General features: G+C 42.1%; 20 protein-coding genes. 6 read left to right on the forward strand and 14 right to left on the reverse strand.

Annotation, left to right across the window (positions count from 1 at the left end):
* Positions 1–13: 13 nt before the first annotated feature.
* From BLR88_RS09305 to cotE, 6 genes are all read right to left on the reverse strand, one after another.
* Positions 14–604 (reverse strand): FHA domain-containing protein, encoded by a 591-nt coding sequence (locus BLR88_RS09305; RefSeq protein ID WP_057899217.1) that lies wholly within the window; start codon positions 602–604, stop codon positions 14–16.
* Between the two features lie 53 nt (positions 605–657).
* Complete coding sequence (locus tag BLR88_RS09310; protein WP_091260511.1) at positions 658–1,110, reverse strand: J domain-containing protein; 453 nt, start codon at positions 1,108–1,110, stop codon at positions 658–660.
* 179 nt (positions 1,111–1,289) lie between these two features.
* Positions 1,290–1,715: a membrane-associated protease 1 gene (locus BLR88_RS09315; protein ID WP_091260513.1), complete on the reverse strand. Its 426-nt coding sequence runs from the start codon at positions 1,713–1,715 to the stop codon at positions 1,290–1,292.
* Positions 1,716–1,900: 185 nt separating this feature from the next.
* The gene (locus BLR88_RS09320; RefSeq protein WP_057900357.1) at positions 1,901–4,066 is read right to left on the reverse strand and encodes a hypothetical protein; all 2,166 of its coding nucleotides are present in this window, start codon (positions 4,064–4,066) and stop codon (positions 1,901–1,903) included.
* 982 nt (positions 4,067–5,048) lie between these two features.
* Complete coding sequence (locus tag BLR88_RS09325; RefSeq protein ID WP_236781877.1) at positions 5,049–5,957, reverse strand: serine/threonine protein kinase; 909 nt, start codon at positions 5,955–5,957, stop codon at positions 5,049–5,051.
* Between the two features lie 108 nt (positions 5,958–6,065).
* Positions 6,066–6,311: an outer spore coat protein CotE gene (gene cotE, locus BLR88_RS09330; protein WP_057899221.1), complete on the reverse strand. Its 246-nt coding sequence runs from the start codon at positions 6,309–6,311 to the stop codon at positions 6,066–6,068.
* Positions 6,312–6,543: 232 nt separating this feature from the next.
* Here cotE and BLR88_RS09335 point away from each other — a divergent pair, with 232 nt between their 5' ends.
* The 5 genes from BLR88_RS09335 to BLR88_RS09355 all read left to right on the forward strand — a co-directional run bounded on the left by BLR88_RS09335 (position 6,544) and on the right by BLR88_RS09355 (position 10,458).
* Positions 6,544–6,765: a hypothetical protein gene (locus BLR88_RS09335; RefSeq protein ID WP_057899222.1), complete on the forward strand. Its 222-nt coding sequence runs from the start codon at positions 6,544–6,546 to the stop codon at positions 6,763–6,765.
* 90 nt (positions 6,766–6,855) lie between these two features.
* Positions 6,856–7,401, forward strand: a complete 546-nt coding sequence (locus BLR88_RS09340) for an RNA polymerase sigma factor SigX (protein ID WP_057899223.1) — start codon at positions 6,856–6,858, stop codon at positions 7,399–7,401.
* Positions 7,398–8,576 carry an anti-sigma factor family protein gene (locus tag BLR88_RS09345; protein WP_091260515.1) on the forward strand — a complete coding sequence of 393 codons (1,179 nt, stop codon included), beginning with the start codon at positions 7,398–7,400 and terminating at the stop codon, positions 8,574–8,576. The genes BLR88_RS09340 and BLR88_RS09345 overlap by 4 nt, the downstream gene beginning before the upstream one ends.
* Positions 8,577–8,642: 66 nt before the next feature.
* Positions 8,643–9,614, forward strand: a complete 972-nt coding sequence (locus BLR88_RS09350; protein WP_057899225.1) for an ABC transporter ATP-binding protein — start codon at positions 8,643–8,645, stop codon at positions 9,612–9,614.
* Positions 9,586–10,458: an ABC transporter permease gene (locus BLR88_RS09355; RefSeq protein WP_057900358.1), complete on the forward strand. Its 873-nt coding sequence runs from the start codon at positions 9,586–9,588 to the stop codon at positions 10,456–10,458. Before BLR88_RS09350 ends, BLR88_RS09355 begins: the two co-directional genes overlap by 29 nt.
* A 110-nt stretch (positions 10,459–10,568) precedes the next feature.
* Here the strand turns inward: BLR88_RS09355 and BLR88_RS09360 are convergent, their stop codons facing one another.
* The 3 genes from BLR88_RS09360 to BLR88_RS09370 form a co-directional block, all read right to left on the reverse strand.
* Positions 10,569–11,030: a RicAFT regulatory complex protein RicA family protein gene (locus BLR88_RS09360; protein ID WP_091260538.1), complete on the reverse strand. Its 462-nt coding sequence runs from the start codon at positions 11,028–11,030 to the stop codon at positions 10,569–10,571.
* Between the two features lie 7 nt (positions 11,031–11,037).
* Entirely contained in the window at positions 11,038–12,558 is a 1,521-nt protein-coding gene (miaB, locus tag BLR88_RS09365; protein ID WP_091260517.1) for a tRNA (N6-isopentenyl adenosine(37)-C2)-methylthiotransferase MiaB, read from the reverse strand.
* Between the two features lie 258 nt (positions 12,559–12,816).
* Entirely contained in the window at positions 12,817–13,272 is a 456-nt protein-coding gene (locus BLR88_RS09370) for a chemotaxis protein CheX (RefSeq protein ID WP_057899226.1), read from the reverse strand.
* 437 nt (positions 13,273–13,709) lie between these two features.
* Here BLR88_RS09370 and BLR88_RS09375 point away from each other — a divergent pair, with 437 nt between their 5' ends.
* A complete protein-coding gene (locus tag BLR88_RS09375; RefSeq protein ID WP_057899227.1) occupies positions 13,710–13,913 on the forward strand; it encodes a hypothetical protein in 204 nt (67 codons plus the stop codon).
* Between the two features lie 40 nt (positions 13,914–13,953).
* Here BLR88_RS09375 and BLR88_RS09380 read toward each other — a convergent pair whose 3' ends face one another.
* The 5 genes from BLR88_RS09380 to BLR88_RS09400 all read right to left on the reverse strand — a co-directional run bounded on the left by BLR88_RS09380 (position 13,954) and on the right by BLR88_RS09400 (position 18,735).
* A complete protein-coding gene (locus BLR88_RS09380) occupies positions 13,954–14,538 on the reverse strand; it encodes a class I SAM-dependent methyltransferase (RefSeq protein ID WP_236781878.1) in 585 nt (194 codons plus the stop codon).
* A complete protein-coding gene (locus BLR88_RS09385; RefSeq protein WP_057899228.1) occupies positions 14,535–15,275 on the reverse strand; it encodes an MBL fold metallo-hydrolase in 741 nt (246 codons plus the stop codon). Before BLR88_RS09385 ends, BLR88_RS09380 begins: the two co-directional genes overlap by 4 nt.
* A gap of 147 nt (positions 15,276–15,422) precedes the next feature.
* Positions 15,423–16,289, reverse strand: coding sequence for a 2-oxoacid:ferredoxin oxidoreductase subunit beta (locus BLR88_RS09390; RefSeq protein WP_057899229.1), 867 nt, complete (start codon positions 16,287–16,289; stop codon positions 15,423–15,425).
* A gap of 1 nt (position 16,290) precedes the next feature.
* Positions 16,291–18,027, reverse strand: a complete 1,737-nt coding sequence (locus BLR88_RS09395) for a 2-oxoacid:acceptor oxidoreductase subunit alpha (RefSeq protein ID WP_057899230.1) — start codon at positions 18,025–18,027, stop codon at positions 16,291–16,293.
* Positions 18,028–18,474: 447 nt separating this feature from the next.
* Positions 18,475–18,735, reverse strand: a complete 261-nt coding sequence (locus BLR88_RS09400) for a stage V sporulation protein S (protein WP_057899231.1) — start codon at positions 18,733–18,735, stop codon at positions 18,475–18,477.
* Positions 18,736–18,766 lie beyond the last annotated feature (31 nt).

Here is an 18,766-nt window from a genome sequence, read left to right on the forward strand (position 1 = left end):
AAACGATGTATTCTTATTTGAACAATATCCGTGTGTTCGCTATGTATATAATGTCACCTGAATCAATCCTATACGGTGTTTGATTCTCCAATCTTCTCTTTGTACTTTTGTTAGCTTTTTTTACTCCAATTCCATTTTTAGAATCAATATCCTCAATGTACCAATTTCCTGCAGCATAGTTCAGCACAGCATGTTGTTTGCTGATCAGCGACGCATATTCAGCATCAGATAAATCGATGTCAACCTCGTTTTGGCTTGAATTTTTACCAATTAGCAAAGAGGTTTCCCCCTGTATATACCATTCCTTTACACTTTCCCCCTCTTCATCCAAAAGAACAAGTCTTGTAATTCCTTTTTTTTCCTCATGTTGAACTGTAAAAACTCGGTATTTTTTTATCACATACCTTATCGTAACAATTAAAAGAAGAAGACTAACACCTATTTTTAAGCTGGTATTCATATTCAACCCATACACATATATAAGGGCAGCTACTGCTATTACTACAATCAAAATATCTACAATATTTATCCAGAAGGAGCTTTCCGTTTCATTTGAATTCCTTATGTATCGTTTAAAAAAATTCGCTACACCCCTCACATCCATTCCCCCGTTTGATAATTAATGCTAACTTTAAAGTAATCAAATTTAAATGATGATTATTTTTTGTTTACTCGGAAATACCTTTCAAAAAATTTTGTTATATTAATAGAATGTTTATTTGTATTTTTTATACTCTTATTTTTCAATGTCATTTCCTTAGTTTTTGGGTTAAAACCAAAAAAACGTTCAAAATTTTTTTCCATATCCTTTATATCAAACCACTGATCCCCTCCATGTTCTCGGTGAACTTCTGCTTTTTTATCAGAGTCTTGTTTTCCATTCGATTTTTCTTCCTTTACACCGTTCATTTTGGCATCATAGGTCTTTCTTAATGACTCGTCATACAGAATACGATATGCTTCATTAATTTCTTTAAAGAGTTTCTCGGACTCACTACTTCCAGAATTCACATCAGGATGATATCGCTTCGCCAGTTTTCTATACGCCTTTTTTATTTCCTCCCGGGAAGCATTTCTTTCAATCCCTAGTATTTCGTAATAATTTTTCATTTTCTTCATCCTTGCTACCCTTTTTTACCAACCATACTTTTCAAAGGAATTCCCAGGTGTATTTTCCTCTATTAGAAAAGTTTACTTTTATGGTTAGAGGTGTGCTTTTAAAAACACACCTCTAACATTTTCGCTGCTATTTCCTGGAAATTTGATATCCTTAAAAGCACATCATATAATTAAACGCTATATCCACCTTCAATTGTTGTTTTCTCCGTCTTATCTTTTTTCTGCTTAATTAAAAGATTAAATACACCTACACCTTCTGTATCTCCAAATCTTTCAGAATAATCTACCACAAATGCATTAGGGAAATGAATTTTCCGCACAACCTGGTCTGCAGCGATTACTTCCAAAGTAACCTTTCTGTAACAATCAGCCTTTTCAGCCGGTATCAGAGACCACAGTGCTAGCTTCATCGTGTCATCAGCATTATCTCCATCTGTCGCTGTGATGATTTTTCCTGTTATCTGGAGAGTAGCGCCTACATCTGTAGACCTTGCATTCGAATCATTGGGAGTATCTGTCTCATAAGTTACAGTCATGATGTTATCCATACCTAGTTCAATTGTTTCGGCTCCCTCTACTCTGAGTTTAAATCCCATCGAAGTAACCTCCTCATTATTAAATATTGCTCTCGAAAACTTGATGTGCTTTCGAGGTTTATGTTTAAAGGTGTACTTTTGAAAACACACCTCTAACATCCTTATTATTTTCCTAAATAAATACTTCATCTGGATTCTCTACAAGTTCGTTAACAAAATCGCTTTATGAATATAGCACCAGCTTTTTATGCTTTGGCTGCGCTCGTTGCTTTAGTTATTGTGACCTCAAGGTTCTTCACATTTCCATTAAACACAAGATCGATATGACACAAATTGTTTTTGTCATCAATGATATAGTTTATGTCGTCTCCATCCTGGATAATGGAGTTAATGAACCCCCGCGTACCAAGCCATTTGCTCTTCTGACTGCTCGGATTATTACTGAAAAATTTTATAATGTTATCATGTTTAAAATCGTTAGTCTGGAATCGGAGAATCCTTTCTATATAAGTGCTTACAAGCGTTTTATAGATCGAATCAAATCCATCCTCTGCCATTGCGAGGCTTCTCGCTTTATAAACAGTAATTCTTTTTATATCTTTTCCTTCTAGTTGTGCATTCTCAGAAGAGAAAACAAAACCAAAATTTTTTCTATTAATCGAGTCCTTGATATTATTTGTGAATCCCGATATTTCCTTGGCCATCGTTGTCACGGCTCTGAGGCCGTTATCCCCAGCTTCTATGTCAAATCGTACTCCAGGATATTCCCTGCTTACATTCTTAAAGTATTCTCTCAAATATTCCGGACACTGGTATGCCGCTACAATGCCAGCGGCCACATAACTGGCACCTACATAGACACCCTCAATCCACAGCTTAAGGATGTCTTCCTTCTCATGTGAGATCTTCACTCCATCTTCGGTTTTCAACATCTTACTATCAATAACAACCCCGGATTTATCTTTTGGAATAATCGTAAAGTTAGGAAGGCATGGAATAGCAAATTCACTGTATTCTTTTCTCACCAGTACCTGGCATTTATCTATGTACTTATCAATGCCGGAAGTAGCCATATTGTTAAAAGTGGTTTCTTCTCCCGTCACAAAACTAAAAAATATCTGTACTTTAAAATCTTTAACTGCATGAAGCAACATCGCCAAAGATTCCATCGTATTGCCGTCTTGTTTTACAATTTTTTTATTTCCCTTGAATCTCTCTCTACTTACTTTGGAATTTCCCGATGACTCTAATTCTACGGAAGGAACTATACCAAACCATACGGTATCCGAAAAATCATTCTTTGAGTTTACCGTATTTAGATACGTTTCCAGCCTCATTATGTTGGTACTCTTAACCATCATATCAAGCTTATTATTCGTAATCAGAAGCGAAGGCTGCATCCCCTTATTTTTTGTAGCATATTGGTCAAAAAACATTTTCACACCTAAAATCTTTTCCACTAAAGGCTTGACCGTTTTCACAAAGTCATCTTTTGCATTCTTGTAAAATTCAAGGTAAGTATTGTAGTTCTGCACTTCTGTTTCAATATCAATTTCAGTCTGAACTGCAGGTAATGGGCAAAAGGTGCGTACAACAAGGTCTCTCACATAAGAAGAAGGAGTTTCAGTGACAGAATCATAGTCTTCTTCAAAAATGGCGGCCAGTCCATTGGTATTCTCATCAATTACCATAAGTTCCATGCTATCGCTTTTAGGAGCTTCAATGATTTTTAACTCACCGTTGTCACCGATAGTGAGCATACCAACCTGTATATCTTCAGATTTATTTTCTTCCTGAGCCCCTCCAAGCAAAAGTCTTGTCTTAATATCATCAATAGCAAGTGGCAGCATGGCCATAACATTGTTATAGTTTCTACTTGCATCTTCGAACAAATGATTTAACTTGTCTCCAAGATCAAGCTTTTTAGGATCTCCTTCGTCTAATTCCTCATACTTACTGTATAAATAGTGAATTTCTTTTCTCACCTGTCGGATATCATCCATAACTTTTTTCGGAGATATCATGTCCAGTAGGTTTTCAAACTTAAAGTCTACATTGGTTATCCCCTGTATTCTCTTCGTATCAATCAATGTAAATAACATTTTTAAAAAATCATTATTCTGATCGATATGAATTTCAGATATACAATCTTCTGCGATACCTTCTGGCTTTTTCAATGTATACATTACTTTTTGGTTAGCTGCATTGTAGAAGGAGTATACCTTGGGTGAAAACTTATCCAAAAATTCGTCAAAACTTCTTACAACTAAATGCTGGTTAATCTCCTTGATTTTGTCATCACTCAAACTATCAATCCCTTTTACATCTCCTACGAGAGTAATAAGGTCAAGCTTCTCTGGATTAATTTCCTCAAACAGTATCGTTCTATTGGTCTGATGAATAATATCCATAATCTTCAGCCATAAAAATTTATAAGTGATTTCCATAAACAGACAAGCCGCTTTGGACTTTATGTATCCAAGACTTGTACAGCTAGCTACTATAAAGAATTTTTCATAGTACAACCCTCGTCAACTTATAAATTTTTATAGCCTCCTCCTTTCTATGTTTTTAGTGAATAACATAGTAAAAAAAAACTTTTTTTAACAATCCACATATACGAGTAGCCATATTTAAAGTATGACTTATCAGCATCGACAAAAATAAATACCTTTATTTTGTAATATATACAATAAAAAACTTTTATTTAAAAATATGGAATGCACTTCTAGCATATAAATTAAACCTTTTTTTGGTATCGTGTCAATATAAAAAATAACAGTATAATTCTACTATTGTTTTATGCTATTTTTCCTATTATTTGATCTATCTTTTAAAGCTCTCTTTATATCTTGATCAAACATGTATATACTAGTATAGGAAATATTTCCATTTTAAAGATTAACTATAAATACCCATTTTATATTTTTTACCTAAAAAGGATAATTACACCTTATATATTCGGTATAATTTCCCCGTCTATTAATACCTAAAAAACATTTTTATTTACAAAATTTATAAAATATCCGTTTATCATATTTCTTATTATTTCCGATTGAGATTTTGTTAAAAAAATTAACATGTGGGTAGAAAACAGAAACAACTCGCGGCGTTTCTAATCTGATTTGCCATCTACGTCACGCCCTTCATAAAAAAAGGAAGGCTGGTGTACGCCTTGCAAATGTTTCTTCCTATAAACATGAGGATATTTAGGAGGATTCGAACTAAAAATAACCAGACTTTCCCAAAATAAGAAACAGAATTTTCTATACAAAAAGAACGAAAGGAAAAAGAAGCGCGATTCATCCCCCACCTATGCTAATGCTTAGAGGCGGGGGATCTTGTGCGATTCTGGATGAATTGGGATTGATGTATTGTTTGTTTTGAACCACCTTATACATTCATAAACTTTTTGATTCTCCGAAGGAGATGTTCTAGATAAAAAGCAATTTTAAAAAGTTTCAGTGAGTAGCATCTCTTTTTATAATTTACTGAAAGCCCCCACATAATCACGCTTGATAGCAGAGGCGTCACGTCCCTATTATAATGCCTTACATTTTTTATCCTATCCTCGATCAATCTTTCAGACACATCCAGAGGGGCCCTTCCGCTCAAATAATAGTATAATGTAGCCGCAAGACTATAAATATCCGAATATCTCCCTAACTTCGACTTTTCTGAATAAAATTCTAAAGGTGAAAAACCAGGGGTCGTAAATATTTTATGTTTGGGATCATTTTTATAATAAATAGCGGAGCCAAAATCAATAAGTATAGGCTGTCCGTCTGTACTGATAAGAATATTTTCAGGCTTTATGTCCCTGTGAATAATTCCTTTCTTATGTATAAAATCCAACGCATCCATCAAAGGAAGCAAGGTCTTATTAAAAAAGGCTGTCATAGAAACTTCTTTTTCTTCTATATATCTGTCAAGCGTTTTCCCTGGGTAATATTCCATAACAATATAGCCTGTCCCGTTCTCTTCAAAGTGATCAATATATCTAACTATGTTTTTATGACATAATTCTTTTATTATAGTAGCTTCATTAAAAAAAGACTCCATCAGTTCGTAATACTTCCCTTTAGAAGAGGGAAGCCGACATAAAACAGTTTTATCATCCAAATCTCGCAATACTAATGCTTTTGGAAAATACTCTTTAATAATTTGAATATCCCCACTCTTTGCATGACGACCAGTATAGACAATCGACAGTTCACTACAAGAAATAACGTTTTTTATTCTGTATGTATTCTTTAATAAGGTGTTCTTTTTAAGACAGATGTCACGGGTGGCTAATTCCACAGATTCCCCCTCCATTTACATATTTTACTTTTATTGTATATTATTCTAGTTCTGTTATCCAACGCAAGCAAGACAAAAAATCTGCCGCTTCTTTGTTATCAATTAAGATTATGTTGCATCCGTATTGTTATTGTAGGAATACCAGATGTTGATTTCGTACGTTCCGCTCACCTCTACTATTTCACCTACCTTATCCGCCCGGTACGTATGGTTAATAACCCAAGCACCTAAGATAGTGACCATTTTGTGGGATGGGGTAACGGTATGAGTGGCTTCGGAAAATTTTCGTCCCCGGCCACAGACGGCTTTCGTGACGATTTCCCGACGCTGCTTCTCTTTATTTGTACTCGACATGTTGTTACCTCCTCCATACAACGTTTCCCTACATGTGTATGCAGGGCAACCATCACGGGTGCAACCATATCCATTTCTTTCACACCTCATCCATGCCACCCTGATCAGCATCATGACTGATAATCCATAAGTATGCAGGGCAAGCGTCTTGGGTGAAAAGATTAATATCATACCATTCTTCCAAAGAAAGCATATCTTTATCTTTTTTGAATCGTTGTCTAAAAGGATTAGTATGAAAAAAAGGCTTGACTGCATAAGTGAAAATATTGAGCATGTATTATATGCATGGCAGGAAATCTCCAGTATTATTCAGGAGTCTTCCACTGCTTCTGAGGTGGCTACCGCCGCACAGCAACAGTCGGCTACGATTGAAGAAATGGCGGCCGGTGCTGAAGAAACGACGATTCTTTCAAACGAATTAAAAGCAGAGCTTGGAAAGTTTACACTGAAGTGAAAGTTTGTTCATTATTTTTTCCACGTCACGTGTCACAAAAACCACGCGAGCGGTTTCTATAAAGTGAACGGACGAGAAAGGAGGGAAAAAATGGAGGTTCGAGCAACCTTGATAAAAAAGCAAACTTCTTCGGCTGCGTCCGATAATTTCAAAGACCTGTTCAAAGCCTACTATCCTTACGTTGTGTGGCAAATTATGCGCATCATAAAGGATCAATCTCAAGCAGAGGACATCGCACAAGAAGTATTCCTTCAGCTTTATCACACAGATCGCACTGTCATTCAAAACATTCCAGCCTGGCTAACCAAAGCCGCCATATATGCTGCCTATAACAGCTTACGCTCAGAAAAGCGACGCACTGCGCGAGATAAAAAGCAAAATATCGAAGCAGAAACGTATAGTCCTTCTTCGGAAGAAAAATGGTTTCAACAAGAAGAAATTGCATCTGTACGACAGGTACTCATGAATATGGAAGAACGTGAGCGTACTCTTCTCCTTATGAAATATTCTGGCTTTACCTATAAAGAACTAGCACAGGCTGTCAACGTGGAACAATCATCTGTCGGCACATTGCTCGCGCGGGCTAAAACAAAATTTCGCAACATGTACAAACATATAAGGGGGTATGCTGAATGAAATGTCCGGATATCGGGTTTATTCAGGCTTACATAGACGGAGAAATAAACCGTGATATGCGCAAAGCATTCTCTGCCCATCTGGAGCATTGTCCAAATTGCCGCACTTCGCTGGAACAGGCAAAAAAACTAGAACAATGGGCAGAAACGGCAATACAAGAGGCTTTTACCGAGCCAAAGCGTTCCCATCTCTCCATTGACACAGATGCAGCCTGGGAACGCTTTGAACAGCGTTTGCAACACGAACTTAAACCTGTAAAAACCAAACGAAAAGGATGGATAAACATGAAGAAACCATACAAAAAACTCATGGCAGGTACAGCTGCTGCTGTGCTTCTTGGCTCTCTGGCTATCCCACAAGTACAAGTGGCTGCAAGCCAGTTCCTCTCCATTTTCCGCATGGATAAAGTAGAAATGATTAAGCTGACCCAATCCGATTTACAAGAGATCGAAAGATGGGTCGCGGGAAATGAAAAAGGAATGAAAGAGATTAAAGGGATCGGTAAAATATGGGTAGGAGAACAAAATGGAGACCGTGGAACACGTACTTTTGAAAAGAGAGAGGATGCTATAAAGGCAGGTTACGCGCTCCCTGCAATACCGGAAGGATACAAAACGGAAAACATTTTTGTGTCTCCAAGCTTTACACTGCACATGCAACTGGATACGAAGAAAACAAATGCCTTGCTGCATCAGTTGAAAGCCAATGTAGAATTTGACGAAAAACTGGACAACAAACCATTCTCACTGACAGTACCGGAAGCCGTTCATATAGAATTGGTGCCTGCGAATGCTGACACGAAAAAAGCACACCCGTCTGCACACATTTCATATATGGAAAGTGGTGCTCCGCAAATACAAGTACCAAAGGATGTAGACTTGAACCAGCTTCGTGAAACCGTTCTGTCCTTGCCATTCATCCCGCAGAACGTAAAACAGCAGCTCGCAAGCATCCAGGACTGGCAGCGTACTCTGCCTATTCCGTATATTATAGATGAAAAACACCAAACACGCGAAGTAACCGTGCAAGGTGCAAAGGGGATCATATATGAAGCGGAAAACCAGACATTCCTTATCTGGCAAAAAGACGGTAAACTTCATTACATGAACGCATATGACAGCAAGAACGAAACGCATACAGATGCCTTACTCTCACTGGCAAATCAAATGAAGTAAAGTAAGTAGCAAAGAGCGGCTCCTGTAACAAGGAGGTGCTCTCTTTGTGCGTTAGGAGGAAAAAGATTGAAATCGGAGTATGTAATTGAAACACAACGACTAACAAAGCAATACGATGGAAAAGCTGGATGCCGCAACATCACGCTTCAGGTACCTCGCGGAGTCGTTTTTGGCTTTCTTGGCCCGAATGGTGCTGGAAAAAGTACATTTGTTCGAACTTTGCTCGGCCTGCTTATTCCAACAAGCGGGAAAGGAACCATTCTCGGCGCTCCTATTGGAAGCATCGAATCAAGAAAGCGAGTCGGTTATCTTCCAGAATTATTCCGCTATCCTGAATGGCTAACAGGTCGCCAACTGTTAGAAACCCACGCAGACTTATGCGGCCTTTCACGCACAGAACGCAAAACACGAATCCCATACCTGTTGGAGCGAGTAGGGCTGCATGGACGTGGAGATGAAAAAATTCGGAGCTACTCCAAAGGCATGCAGCAGCGTATCGGCCTGGCCTGTGCCCTTCTCTCTGACCCGGAGGTTGTTTTTCTCGATGAGCCAACATCAGCACTTGATCCCATTGGCCGCCGTGAAGTCCGTGAACTAATGGATGAATTACGTAACGAAGGCAAAACGGTTTTCTTGAACAGCCACCTGCTCAGTGAAGTAGAAAGCGTATGTGACCATGTGGCCATTATTCATAAAAGTGAACTTGTTGTTCAAGGGGACTGGCGCAAGTTGTCCGCTGTGAAACCCCAAGTGGATATGACAATCGGGCCAGCTCCCTCAGCGATATGGGATGAACTGTCCCCCTTTATTATCCAGAAAGAATGCACTGGTTTTACAGACGAAGGGCGTACCCACTGGCTGCTTACACTGAAACAGGAAGAGAATATTCCTGTTATGATTCGTCATCTGAGCGACAAAGGAATTGCAATTTACCAAGCAACTCCCCGTCAGCCGCATCTCGAAGATGTATTTATGTATTGGGTGAACAAAAAGGAGGCGCAAACAGCTCATGTGGACAATCGCGAAACTAACATGTAAAGAAATTTTATACAAACGAATTTTTTATATTACCGTACTCATGTCGCTTGCGTTTCTCCTGTTTTACGGAATAGCTACCTATTTTGCGGCCCAGGAAGCGACAGCAAAAGCAGGACGAGTGATAAATTCGCCTGACTTCGTAATAGTAGAAACATTTTTCGCAACGCAAATTCTCGGGATCGGTTTATATTTCGCTACATTTATCACAGCGTTGCTCGCCATTTTGAGCAGCGTGGGCAGCATCGCCAGCGAAATCGAAAGCCATCAGATTGATACGCTGCTCGCCAGGCCTATTTCCCGGCGTACCGTCATTTGCGGCAAATTCATCGGGTTAAGTCTCTTGCTTGCTGGATATGCTGCTTGCTTGTTTCTTGGGATTCTACTCATTAACCAGTTGATTGGTGGTGACATACTCCGCGTCGAAATTACGTTTTCACAAGCTATTAAAGCACTGGGAATCTTCATCGTGCAGCCACTCATTCTTGTCGCTGTAGCTCTTTTGTGCAGTAGTATGATGACGACAGTAAACGGCGGAATTGTTCTTATTATTCTATATGGAATTAGCTTTATCGGTGGATTTGTAGAGCAGCTAGGCGTTCTCATGGAGAAAACAGCAATGATGAATATCGGAATCATCTCCAGCCTACTTTTCCCAATGGACTCTCTCTTCCGCAAAATGACGATCTACTTGTTTGACACAGCAGACAATCCACTATCTTTCGCTGCCCAGGGTTTATTCGGCAGCCTGTCTGCCCCGAGCAATATTATGCTGGCATACACTGCACTATATGGTATCGCAGCCCTTCTTCTGGCAATACGCAAGTTTACAGCCCGAGATCTATAAAAAATTGTATTTTGTTCATAAAACCATAGAAAGAGCTGAAAAAGGAGCCAGCTTTATAAATGTAGCTGGCTCCTTGATTTATCAAACTTCGATGCATTTTTCTTTCTCGCTTACGCACAGCCGCCGCAGCCGTCGCTGATGCCTTCTGGCCTGGCCTTCGGGTATCCGGTGTCGTTGTACAGCGGATCACCGCCGGTAGATACGATAATATTTTCGGACACTTTATTGGCAATAACGCTCGTAACCATTTGCAACAACTCATTAATGTCCTGCTGCGTTTGCTTAAATTCCTGGACAATCGGAATTGTGTCCAGTTCATCCTGTAACGCGTCGATTTCTTTTTCGATTTCCGGGATTTGATCGTACTGGCGGCTGTGCTCCAGCTTAACAATGCGCTTTTGCTTCTGTTTAATTTGCATAATTAATCCCTGCACCCGTCCGTTGGCGCTGATTTTTTTCTCCGCCTGCTTAAACCGCTCGACTTCTTCTGAGTTTGCAATGAGCGCAGCCAGTTCTTTTGCCGACTCAATAATGGACGAGTAGTCATACGTACGTTCCTGTTTCTCTTCCATCAGCACGCTACACCTCTACTTTGGTGACGACCTCACCGTATAATGTCCAAGTTTGTGGCTCTGTTATTTTAACATGAATCAACTGTCCGATACAGTCTTCAGTTCCTTTAAAATGGACAATTTTGTTTGTACGCGTGCGGCCAGTCATCATATCTGGATTGTTTTTGCTTGGGCCTTCTACCAATACTTCTACAACTTTGCCGCGGAGCGCTTCATTTTTCTCCCGTCCGATGCGCTGTACCAGATTAATCAAGCGTTGCAAACGCTCTTTCTTTTCTTCTTCGCTTACGTTGTCTTCCATGCCTGCGGCTGGTGTGCCATGACGCGGCGAATAAATAAACGTGTAGGCGGAATCAAATCCAACTTCTTCCACAAGCGACAGCGTATCCTCAAACTGCTCTTCTGTTTCGCCCGGGAAGCCGACGATAATGTCCGTCGTCAGCACAACGTCCGGAATCGCTTCTTTGATTTTGCGCACAAGTTCGAGGTATTGTTCACGCGTATATTTACGTGCCATCTTTTTTAGAATTTCATTATTGCCGGATTGCACGGGCAGGTGAATATGTTCTACAAGATTGCCGCGCTTGGCAAGCACTTCGATCAGGTGGTCATCAAAGTCACGTGGATGGCTTGTCGTAAAACGAATACGCGGCACGTCGATTTTGCGCACTTCATCCATCAAGTCGCCAAAACCAAACTCAATATCCGTAAAATCCTTGCCGTAGGCGTTTACGTTTTGACCAAGGAGATAGATTTCCTTGTAGCCCTGGCGCGCCAGATCCCGTACTTCCGCAATCACGTCTTCCGGACGGCGGCTGCGCTCTTTTCCGCGCGTATACGGCACGATACAGTACGTACAGAACTTATCACAGCCATACATGATATTTACCCATGCGCGTAAGCCTTCTTTGCGGACTTTCGGCAAATTCTCTACAACGTCGCCCTCTTTGGACCACACTTCAACGACCATTTCCTTGTTAAAGAATGCGTCACGCAAAAGCACCGGCAGGCGGTGAATATTGTGCGTACCAAAAATAAGATCGACATGCTGGAAGTTTTTCAGGATGCGGTTCACAACCGCTTCCTCCTGTGACATACAGCCGCACACGCCAAGAATAAGCTCAGGCTTTTCCTTCTTCAATGGCTTCAGACGGCCCAGCTCACCAAATACTTTATCTTCCGCATTTTCGCGAACTGCACAAGTATTGTACAGGATAATGTCCGCTTCCTTCTCATCTTCCGTCGGTGTAAAGCTCATTGCCTGAAGCAGGCCGATAATTGTCTCTGTGTCATGTTCGTTGGCCTGGCATCCGTACGTGCGAATGAGAAACATGCGGCCTTTCCCCAGATCTTTTAGGTCATCTGGAATGCCTTCGAATTGATTGTAGGCGATTCCGTTTTTCGTCCGTTTTTTCGCTTCTTTCAAACTCGGCGGCGTACCGATGAAATATTTGCTGTAATCCTTCTCCTTCTTGGTGGATTTTAAGTCCACGGAAGAAGATGCATTGTTTTTTACTTCTTGTGTCATAATAACCTCCGTAAAAAATAATGATTTAATATTGATACGACTAGAATTATACATAACTAACAGCATAAAAACAAAGGAAAAGTCAAGTAATTAATTATAAAATAAAAATCCTTTACATACAAAGGAAGGTTTAGCCAACATGGTTTTTATAACGACCATAACGCCTCCTGGCCCGTAAATGACGAAACCCATTTGCCATAAAAAACAGGCGGGTGAGCGAAAAGTAGGTCCTCCGCTTATCCGCCTGTTCCCTTTTTCCTATCCTTGTGCGCTTATGTGTACCATGATTTCGCTTCCTTCGACACAGAATGGAATGCTGATAAACTTATGCACAGAACGGAATTTGCTTTCCCCTTCGTTGATAATCGGCGGCGTAATATTAACGCTGTAACCGTTATTCGCCAATTCTGTACAACATGCCGCACCTACCCAGTTCCCAAATTCAGAAAACGCGCTCCATCCCATTTCGTCGATTTCATTTATTTCTATACCACCAAACATCCGTCCAATGATGGAACAAACCATTTTTTGCGTCATTCCAAGGATCAAATCCACTTTCAACGATCCAGTCATTCCGACGATGACAGATATCTGGCCAGAAAAGATCGGATTCACCTGCAAAGAAGGTTTGCCAGGTACAACTTGCATTCCCAAATGATTTTCCAGCACGCTTCGCGTCCCACAAAGAATCGCGTTCACTTGATCTGCTTGCATGCTTCTCCATCCCCCATATATCTCATGTAATGTGTACAAAATGTGTAGCCGTTCTTCCCATTTACGAAACATACTTTTTGTAAATACAAAAGAAAGAACAATCCATCTCCCGCCTATAGAAAAAGGGGGCTTCTCGCTACTTATGTTAAAAAGCCTTTCATCACATCATGCGTATCAATGAAACGCCATCCACAATTAAAATCAGCTTATTTATTCTGCTTTTTTTTACATAGCGAGATAATTCTTTACTAGGCAATTATACCCATTTGTAAAATAACTTTCAACAAAAAAGATGAGGAAGTTCCTAGAAAAAAATACAAATCATACTTTTTTACCTATAAAATTCGCAAATAAGCGTTGAAAATATTAACATCTATGTCCCTCTTTATGACGGATATACTACAATTACGCCCCGAAAAAACCTGGAGGTGACCAAAATGCCGAATCATCATGACATTTTTCGCAACAAACGGGACTTTGCACGAGCTGAATTCGCAACGGAACTGTATAAGCCGCCCGGAAAACCACGCGCTCGAGAAGCTCACACACAGCAACATCAACCCACACCGCATAACGCCGGCTTCAAAAATGTCAAAGTCCCCTTCCAACGAAAAGCTGGTCTGCCAGGGAACCGGGCATAAAATAAATGAGGGATACGCGTTTGCGTACCCCTCTTTGCACTCATTTTTTTTCAATGGCTAAAATATATGGTGGCTGATTCTCCGGGTTTATGTATTCATATTTGAGAACAAGAAATTCTCGCGCTGGCAATTTGCGTACATACGCTTCCAAGACGGCTGCTTCCTCTTCTCCGCCCGCGTGACCGCGATATACAACCAACAGTACGATGCCACCGGATACAAGGCGGGACAACGCCGCCTGAACAGCCTGTAACGTTGAATCAGCGCGCGTAATGATCGTTTTATTAGAACCAGGGAGATACCCTAGGTTGAAAATGACGGCTTGTAACGGAGCGGCAAGCGCTGAGATCTCGGTGTGGGAAGCATGATGCAGAACAACGCAGTCGCTCATGCCCGCTTTCTCCAAGCGCGCGGCAGTCGCTTGAATGGCGGCTTCCTGAATATCGTAGGCGTGTACCATGCCTGTCTCTCCAACTAGCCCGGCTAAAAACAGCGTGTCATGCCCGTTGCCGGCCGTTGCATCGACAACCGTATCCCCCGCCTTTACACGCTCAGCCAAAAGACGGTGCGCCATCTCCGTAATACGCGGCAAGCGCGCGCGGTTATGCGCCTCCATCGTGTTCATATCTCAATCACCTGCCCGATTTCGGCAAGCTGCCAGCAGCCGGAATACCTTCCTGCCGCCGCGTCGTCCTCATACTTCTTCCGTGGGATGTCAGGCGACAAATGCGTAAGTAGCAATTGTTTGGCCCGAATGCGCTCCGCCATCTGTGCTGCTTCCCGGGCAGAAAGATGGGCACGCTTTCCCCGTGGCACATATTCCGTTGTAAACGTACTTTCGCAAATAAACAAATCGCAATCCACCGCAAAGATGTCCCAATTTGTGCCTGGCCCGGTGTCAGCCCCGTATACAATCGTCTTCCTCCCATCCGTTATTTTCATCGCATAACACATGATCGGATGATCGGTGCGTAAAAACGAAATCTCAACGCCGGCCAGATGCAGCACACTATTCTCCATTACCGTGTGTAGAACTGTATACTGGTGATATGTCATCTTATGCGCCCAATCCTGCGGCTCGGCCGGACCGTATACCGGAAACGTACCATTTCGCTTGCCAAAAATGGAGGCCATCATAACGCCGTACTGCAAAATCGGCATATCGCAAATATGATCATGATGATAATGAGAAAGCACAACCGCAGACAATTCCTCTATCCGAATATGCTTCATCAATTGTGCGTACACACCGCTTCCGCAATCAATTAATAGCTTTCCTGCCGCTGTTTCCAGCAGATACCCAGGGGTCGCTCCGCCCGGACCTGGGGCCGGTGACTCAAAGCCTAATACCGTAAGCCTCATTCTTTGCCCATCCTTTCGTTTTTCTCCTGCACACTTATGATAACAAAAGCAGACAACGCATTGCCAATTCCATGTTTTTTTGTGCAACAGAGATAAAAAAAAAGCACCGAGCGCCATACGGCAGTCGGTGCTTGATTTCGCTTATGATTACATAAACTCGCTGACAAGCTTTTGGAATTTCGCTTCGTCGATTTTGAGTTCCTGTTTCGCAAGACCTTCTTCGCGGAAGCCAGGTACCAGCGCTTCATACGATTCACGTTCCGTGTTTTGGTAAATCAGACCATTTACCAGACCGTCTGTTTCCATAAGCACACGCATTGCGGCAATGCGGTCATGCGGATCGTAACCTTCGATATCGCTCAGGTTTTTCACATGCTCTTTGAACCAATCGTACGTGTTGATTTTGTTGAATGTTACGCATGGGCTAAATACGTTGATCAGCGCAAAGCCTTTATGCTTAATACCTTGTTCGATTAAGCTGGTCATACCTTTCAGATCGCTGGACATTGTTTGTGCCACGAATGTCGCGCCGGATGCAAGCGCCAGTTCCAGCGGCTTCATTGCAGGCTCGATAGAGCCTTTTGGCGTGGATTTCGTCACAAATCCTTCAGCCGAACGAGGAGAGGTTTGACCTTTCGTCAGGCCATAGATTTGGTTATCCATTACGATATACGTAATGTCCATATTACGGCGGATCGCATGAATCGTATGGCTCATTCCGATCGCAAAACCATCGCCGTCACCACCGGCAGCGATAACCGTCAATTCGCGGTTGGCCATTTTCAGTCCCTGCGCGATCGGAAGCGCACGCCCGTGAATACCGTGCACGCCGTATGCATTGATATAACCGGAAATACGTCCGGAACATCCGATACCGGAAATAACTGCAAGATTCTCAGGTTCGAGCCCTACGTTGGCCGCAGCACGTTGAATCGCCGCCTGTACGGAGAAATCTCCGCATCCCGGACACCAGTTAGGTTTAACGCTATTGCGGAAATCTTTAAATGTTGCCATCTTACAACAGCTCCTTGCATTTATTGTAGATTTCGCCAGGCAGGAACGGATTGCCGTCATACTTCAGAATGCTGTTAATCTTCTCGGCCATTCCCACATGCAGTTTGAGCTGGTCAGCTAATTGACCGGTTGCGTTGTGCTCGATAACAATTACTTTCTTCGCTTTCTCCACCAATTTCTTCATCTCAGCCACTGGGAACGGATGGATAAGACGAACATGGGCATAATTAATTTTTACGCCTTCAGCCGCGAGGCGTTCTTTCGCTTCCATAACGGCACCGCGCGTACCGCCCATCGCCACCAGCAACACATCAGCTTCTTCGTGCTGTACGTCTTTGTATACTGGCGTATCTACTTTCAGGTTTTTCAGCTTACGGAGACGCTTATCCATTTGCTTCATACGAAGTACCGGATCTTCCGTTGGACGTCCTGTGTCGGTATGCTCAACGCCCGTTACGTGGTGAATACCGTTTTTCTGTCCCGGAATTACGCGCGGCGAAATGCCGTCTTCCGTTACCTCATAGCGCTTAAAAAGTTCGCCTTCCTGCTCTGGAATGTCTTGTCCGCCGAGAAACTTACCGCGGCGAATTTCCACACGATTCAAATCAAGCGGCTCAACTGTTTGCTTACCAAGAGATAGTTGCAAATCGGAAAGCACGATGACCGGCACCTGATATTCTTCAGCAATATTGAATGCTTCCACTGTATCATAGAACGCTTCTTCCGCCGTGCTCGGCGCAATTACAACTTTCGGAATTTCGCCGTGTGTGTTATAAATCATCGCGTTTACATCGGACTGTTCTTGCTTGGTCGGCATACCTGTGGACGGGCCACCACGTTGCGTATTCACGATAACAAGCGGTGTTTCCGTAATACCGGCCAGACCAATCGCTTCCGCCATCAGGGAAAGACCAGGACCGGCGGAGGCTGTCATCGCACGTACACCGCCGTAGTTGGCGCCAATCGCCATTGTTACAGCAGCGATCTCGTCTTCGGTTTGAATAACCGTACCACCGAATTCAGGCAGCTTCTTAACCAAGTATTCCATAATTTCTGATGCTGGAGTAATCGGATAGGCCGGCATAAAACGACAGCCTGCCACAAGTGCGCCAAGCGCAATGGCGTCGTTACCGATCATGAACATGCGCTTTTTGCCGTCAGCAGCTTCTAGGCGCAGATCTTCAATCGGACCGCCCGCTTCTTTATCTACAAACTCGGCACCACGCTTAATGGCTTCCATGTTTTTCTCTACAACTTTTTGACCTTTTTTGCCGAACAGTTCATCCACCACTTCAGTGAACGATTCTACCGGCAGACCTAACAGGGCGCTGGAAGCTCCGATGGCTACCATGTTTTTCATTAGAGACGTTCCGAGTTCTTCGGCAATCTCAGTGAAAGGTACAGAGAATAGACGAACATCCATTCCTTCAGGCGCTTTCGGGTTAAACTTGGAATCGCCAATAATCACGCCGCCTTTGCGAAGCTCAGGGCTGTTAACGTCGATCGTTTCCTGGTCGAACGCAACCAAAATATCGAGCTTGTCAGAAATTCCTCCTAGAGGCTTTGTGCTTACGCGAATTTTATTATTGGTGTGACCACCTTTGATGCGGGAAGAGAAATGGCGGTACCCATACAAGTAATACCCGAGACGATTGAGCGCAATCGCAAAAATCTCGCCCGTACTGTCAATCCCTTCACCTTGTTGTCCTCCAACTTTCCAAGAAAGTTGACTAATCATGAACTCCACCCCTTCAAGACGATAAATCGATCTTTTCAGCTGAAAAGTGTATCATTTTTTAAACAGATACACTAAGTGTTGAGCCCTTTTCCACTGGTCAGGTCATTACTGTATGTATCTATTTAAAAAATATGAACAAATTGTGTACTTCAAACTTTTATCATTGTAGTCCTCTCTCATGTAAATTTCAACCCTTCCTTAAAGATTTATTCTAACAAAATTAACTTTCCCTTTCCCTAATATGAAAAAACATAAAAAAAAATCAAATAAAAAAACGAAATTCTGTCTTTTTCTCCGCTTAACACCCTTTTCGGCAATGCTAAAACACGATCCTCTCCTTCGGAAATATTTTAAAGCAACATATCCTTTCCTATACGACGAAAAAAAGCCTGCTTATTCTAATGAATAAACAGGCACAGCTAATAGAAGACCGGTGTGGTTATTCAACTATCTAGGTTCGACGATTAATTTAATCGCGGTTCGTTCTTCGCCTTCTATCATAATATCGGTGAAGGCGGGGATGCAGATTAAGTCAACACCACTCGGTGCTACAAACCCTCTTGCGATCGCTACGGCTTTAATTGCTTGGTTAAGTGCACCCGCTCCGATGGCTTGAAGCTCAGCTGCGCCGCGTTCGCGCAGAACACCGGCCAGGGCACCAGCGACAGAATTAGGGTTGGACTTTGCTGAAACTTTTAATACCTCCATCTCAAGTACCTCCTTAGATAGATTGATAATT

This window comes from Aneurinibacillus thermoaerophilus (assembly GCF_900099925.1).
Lineage (GTDB): Bacteria > Bacillota > Bacilli > Aneurinibacillales > Aneurinibacillaceae > Aneurinibacillus > Aneurinibacillus thermoaerophilus.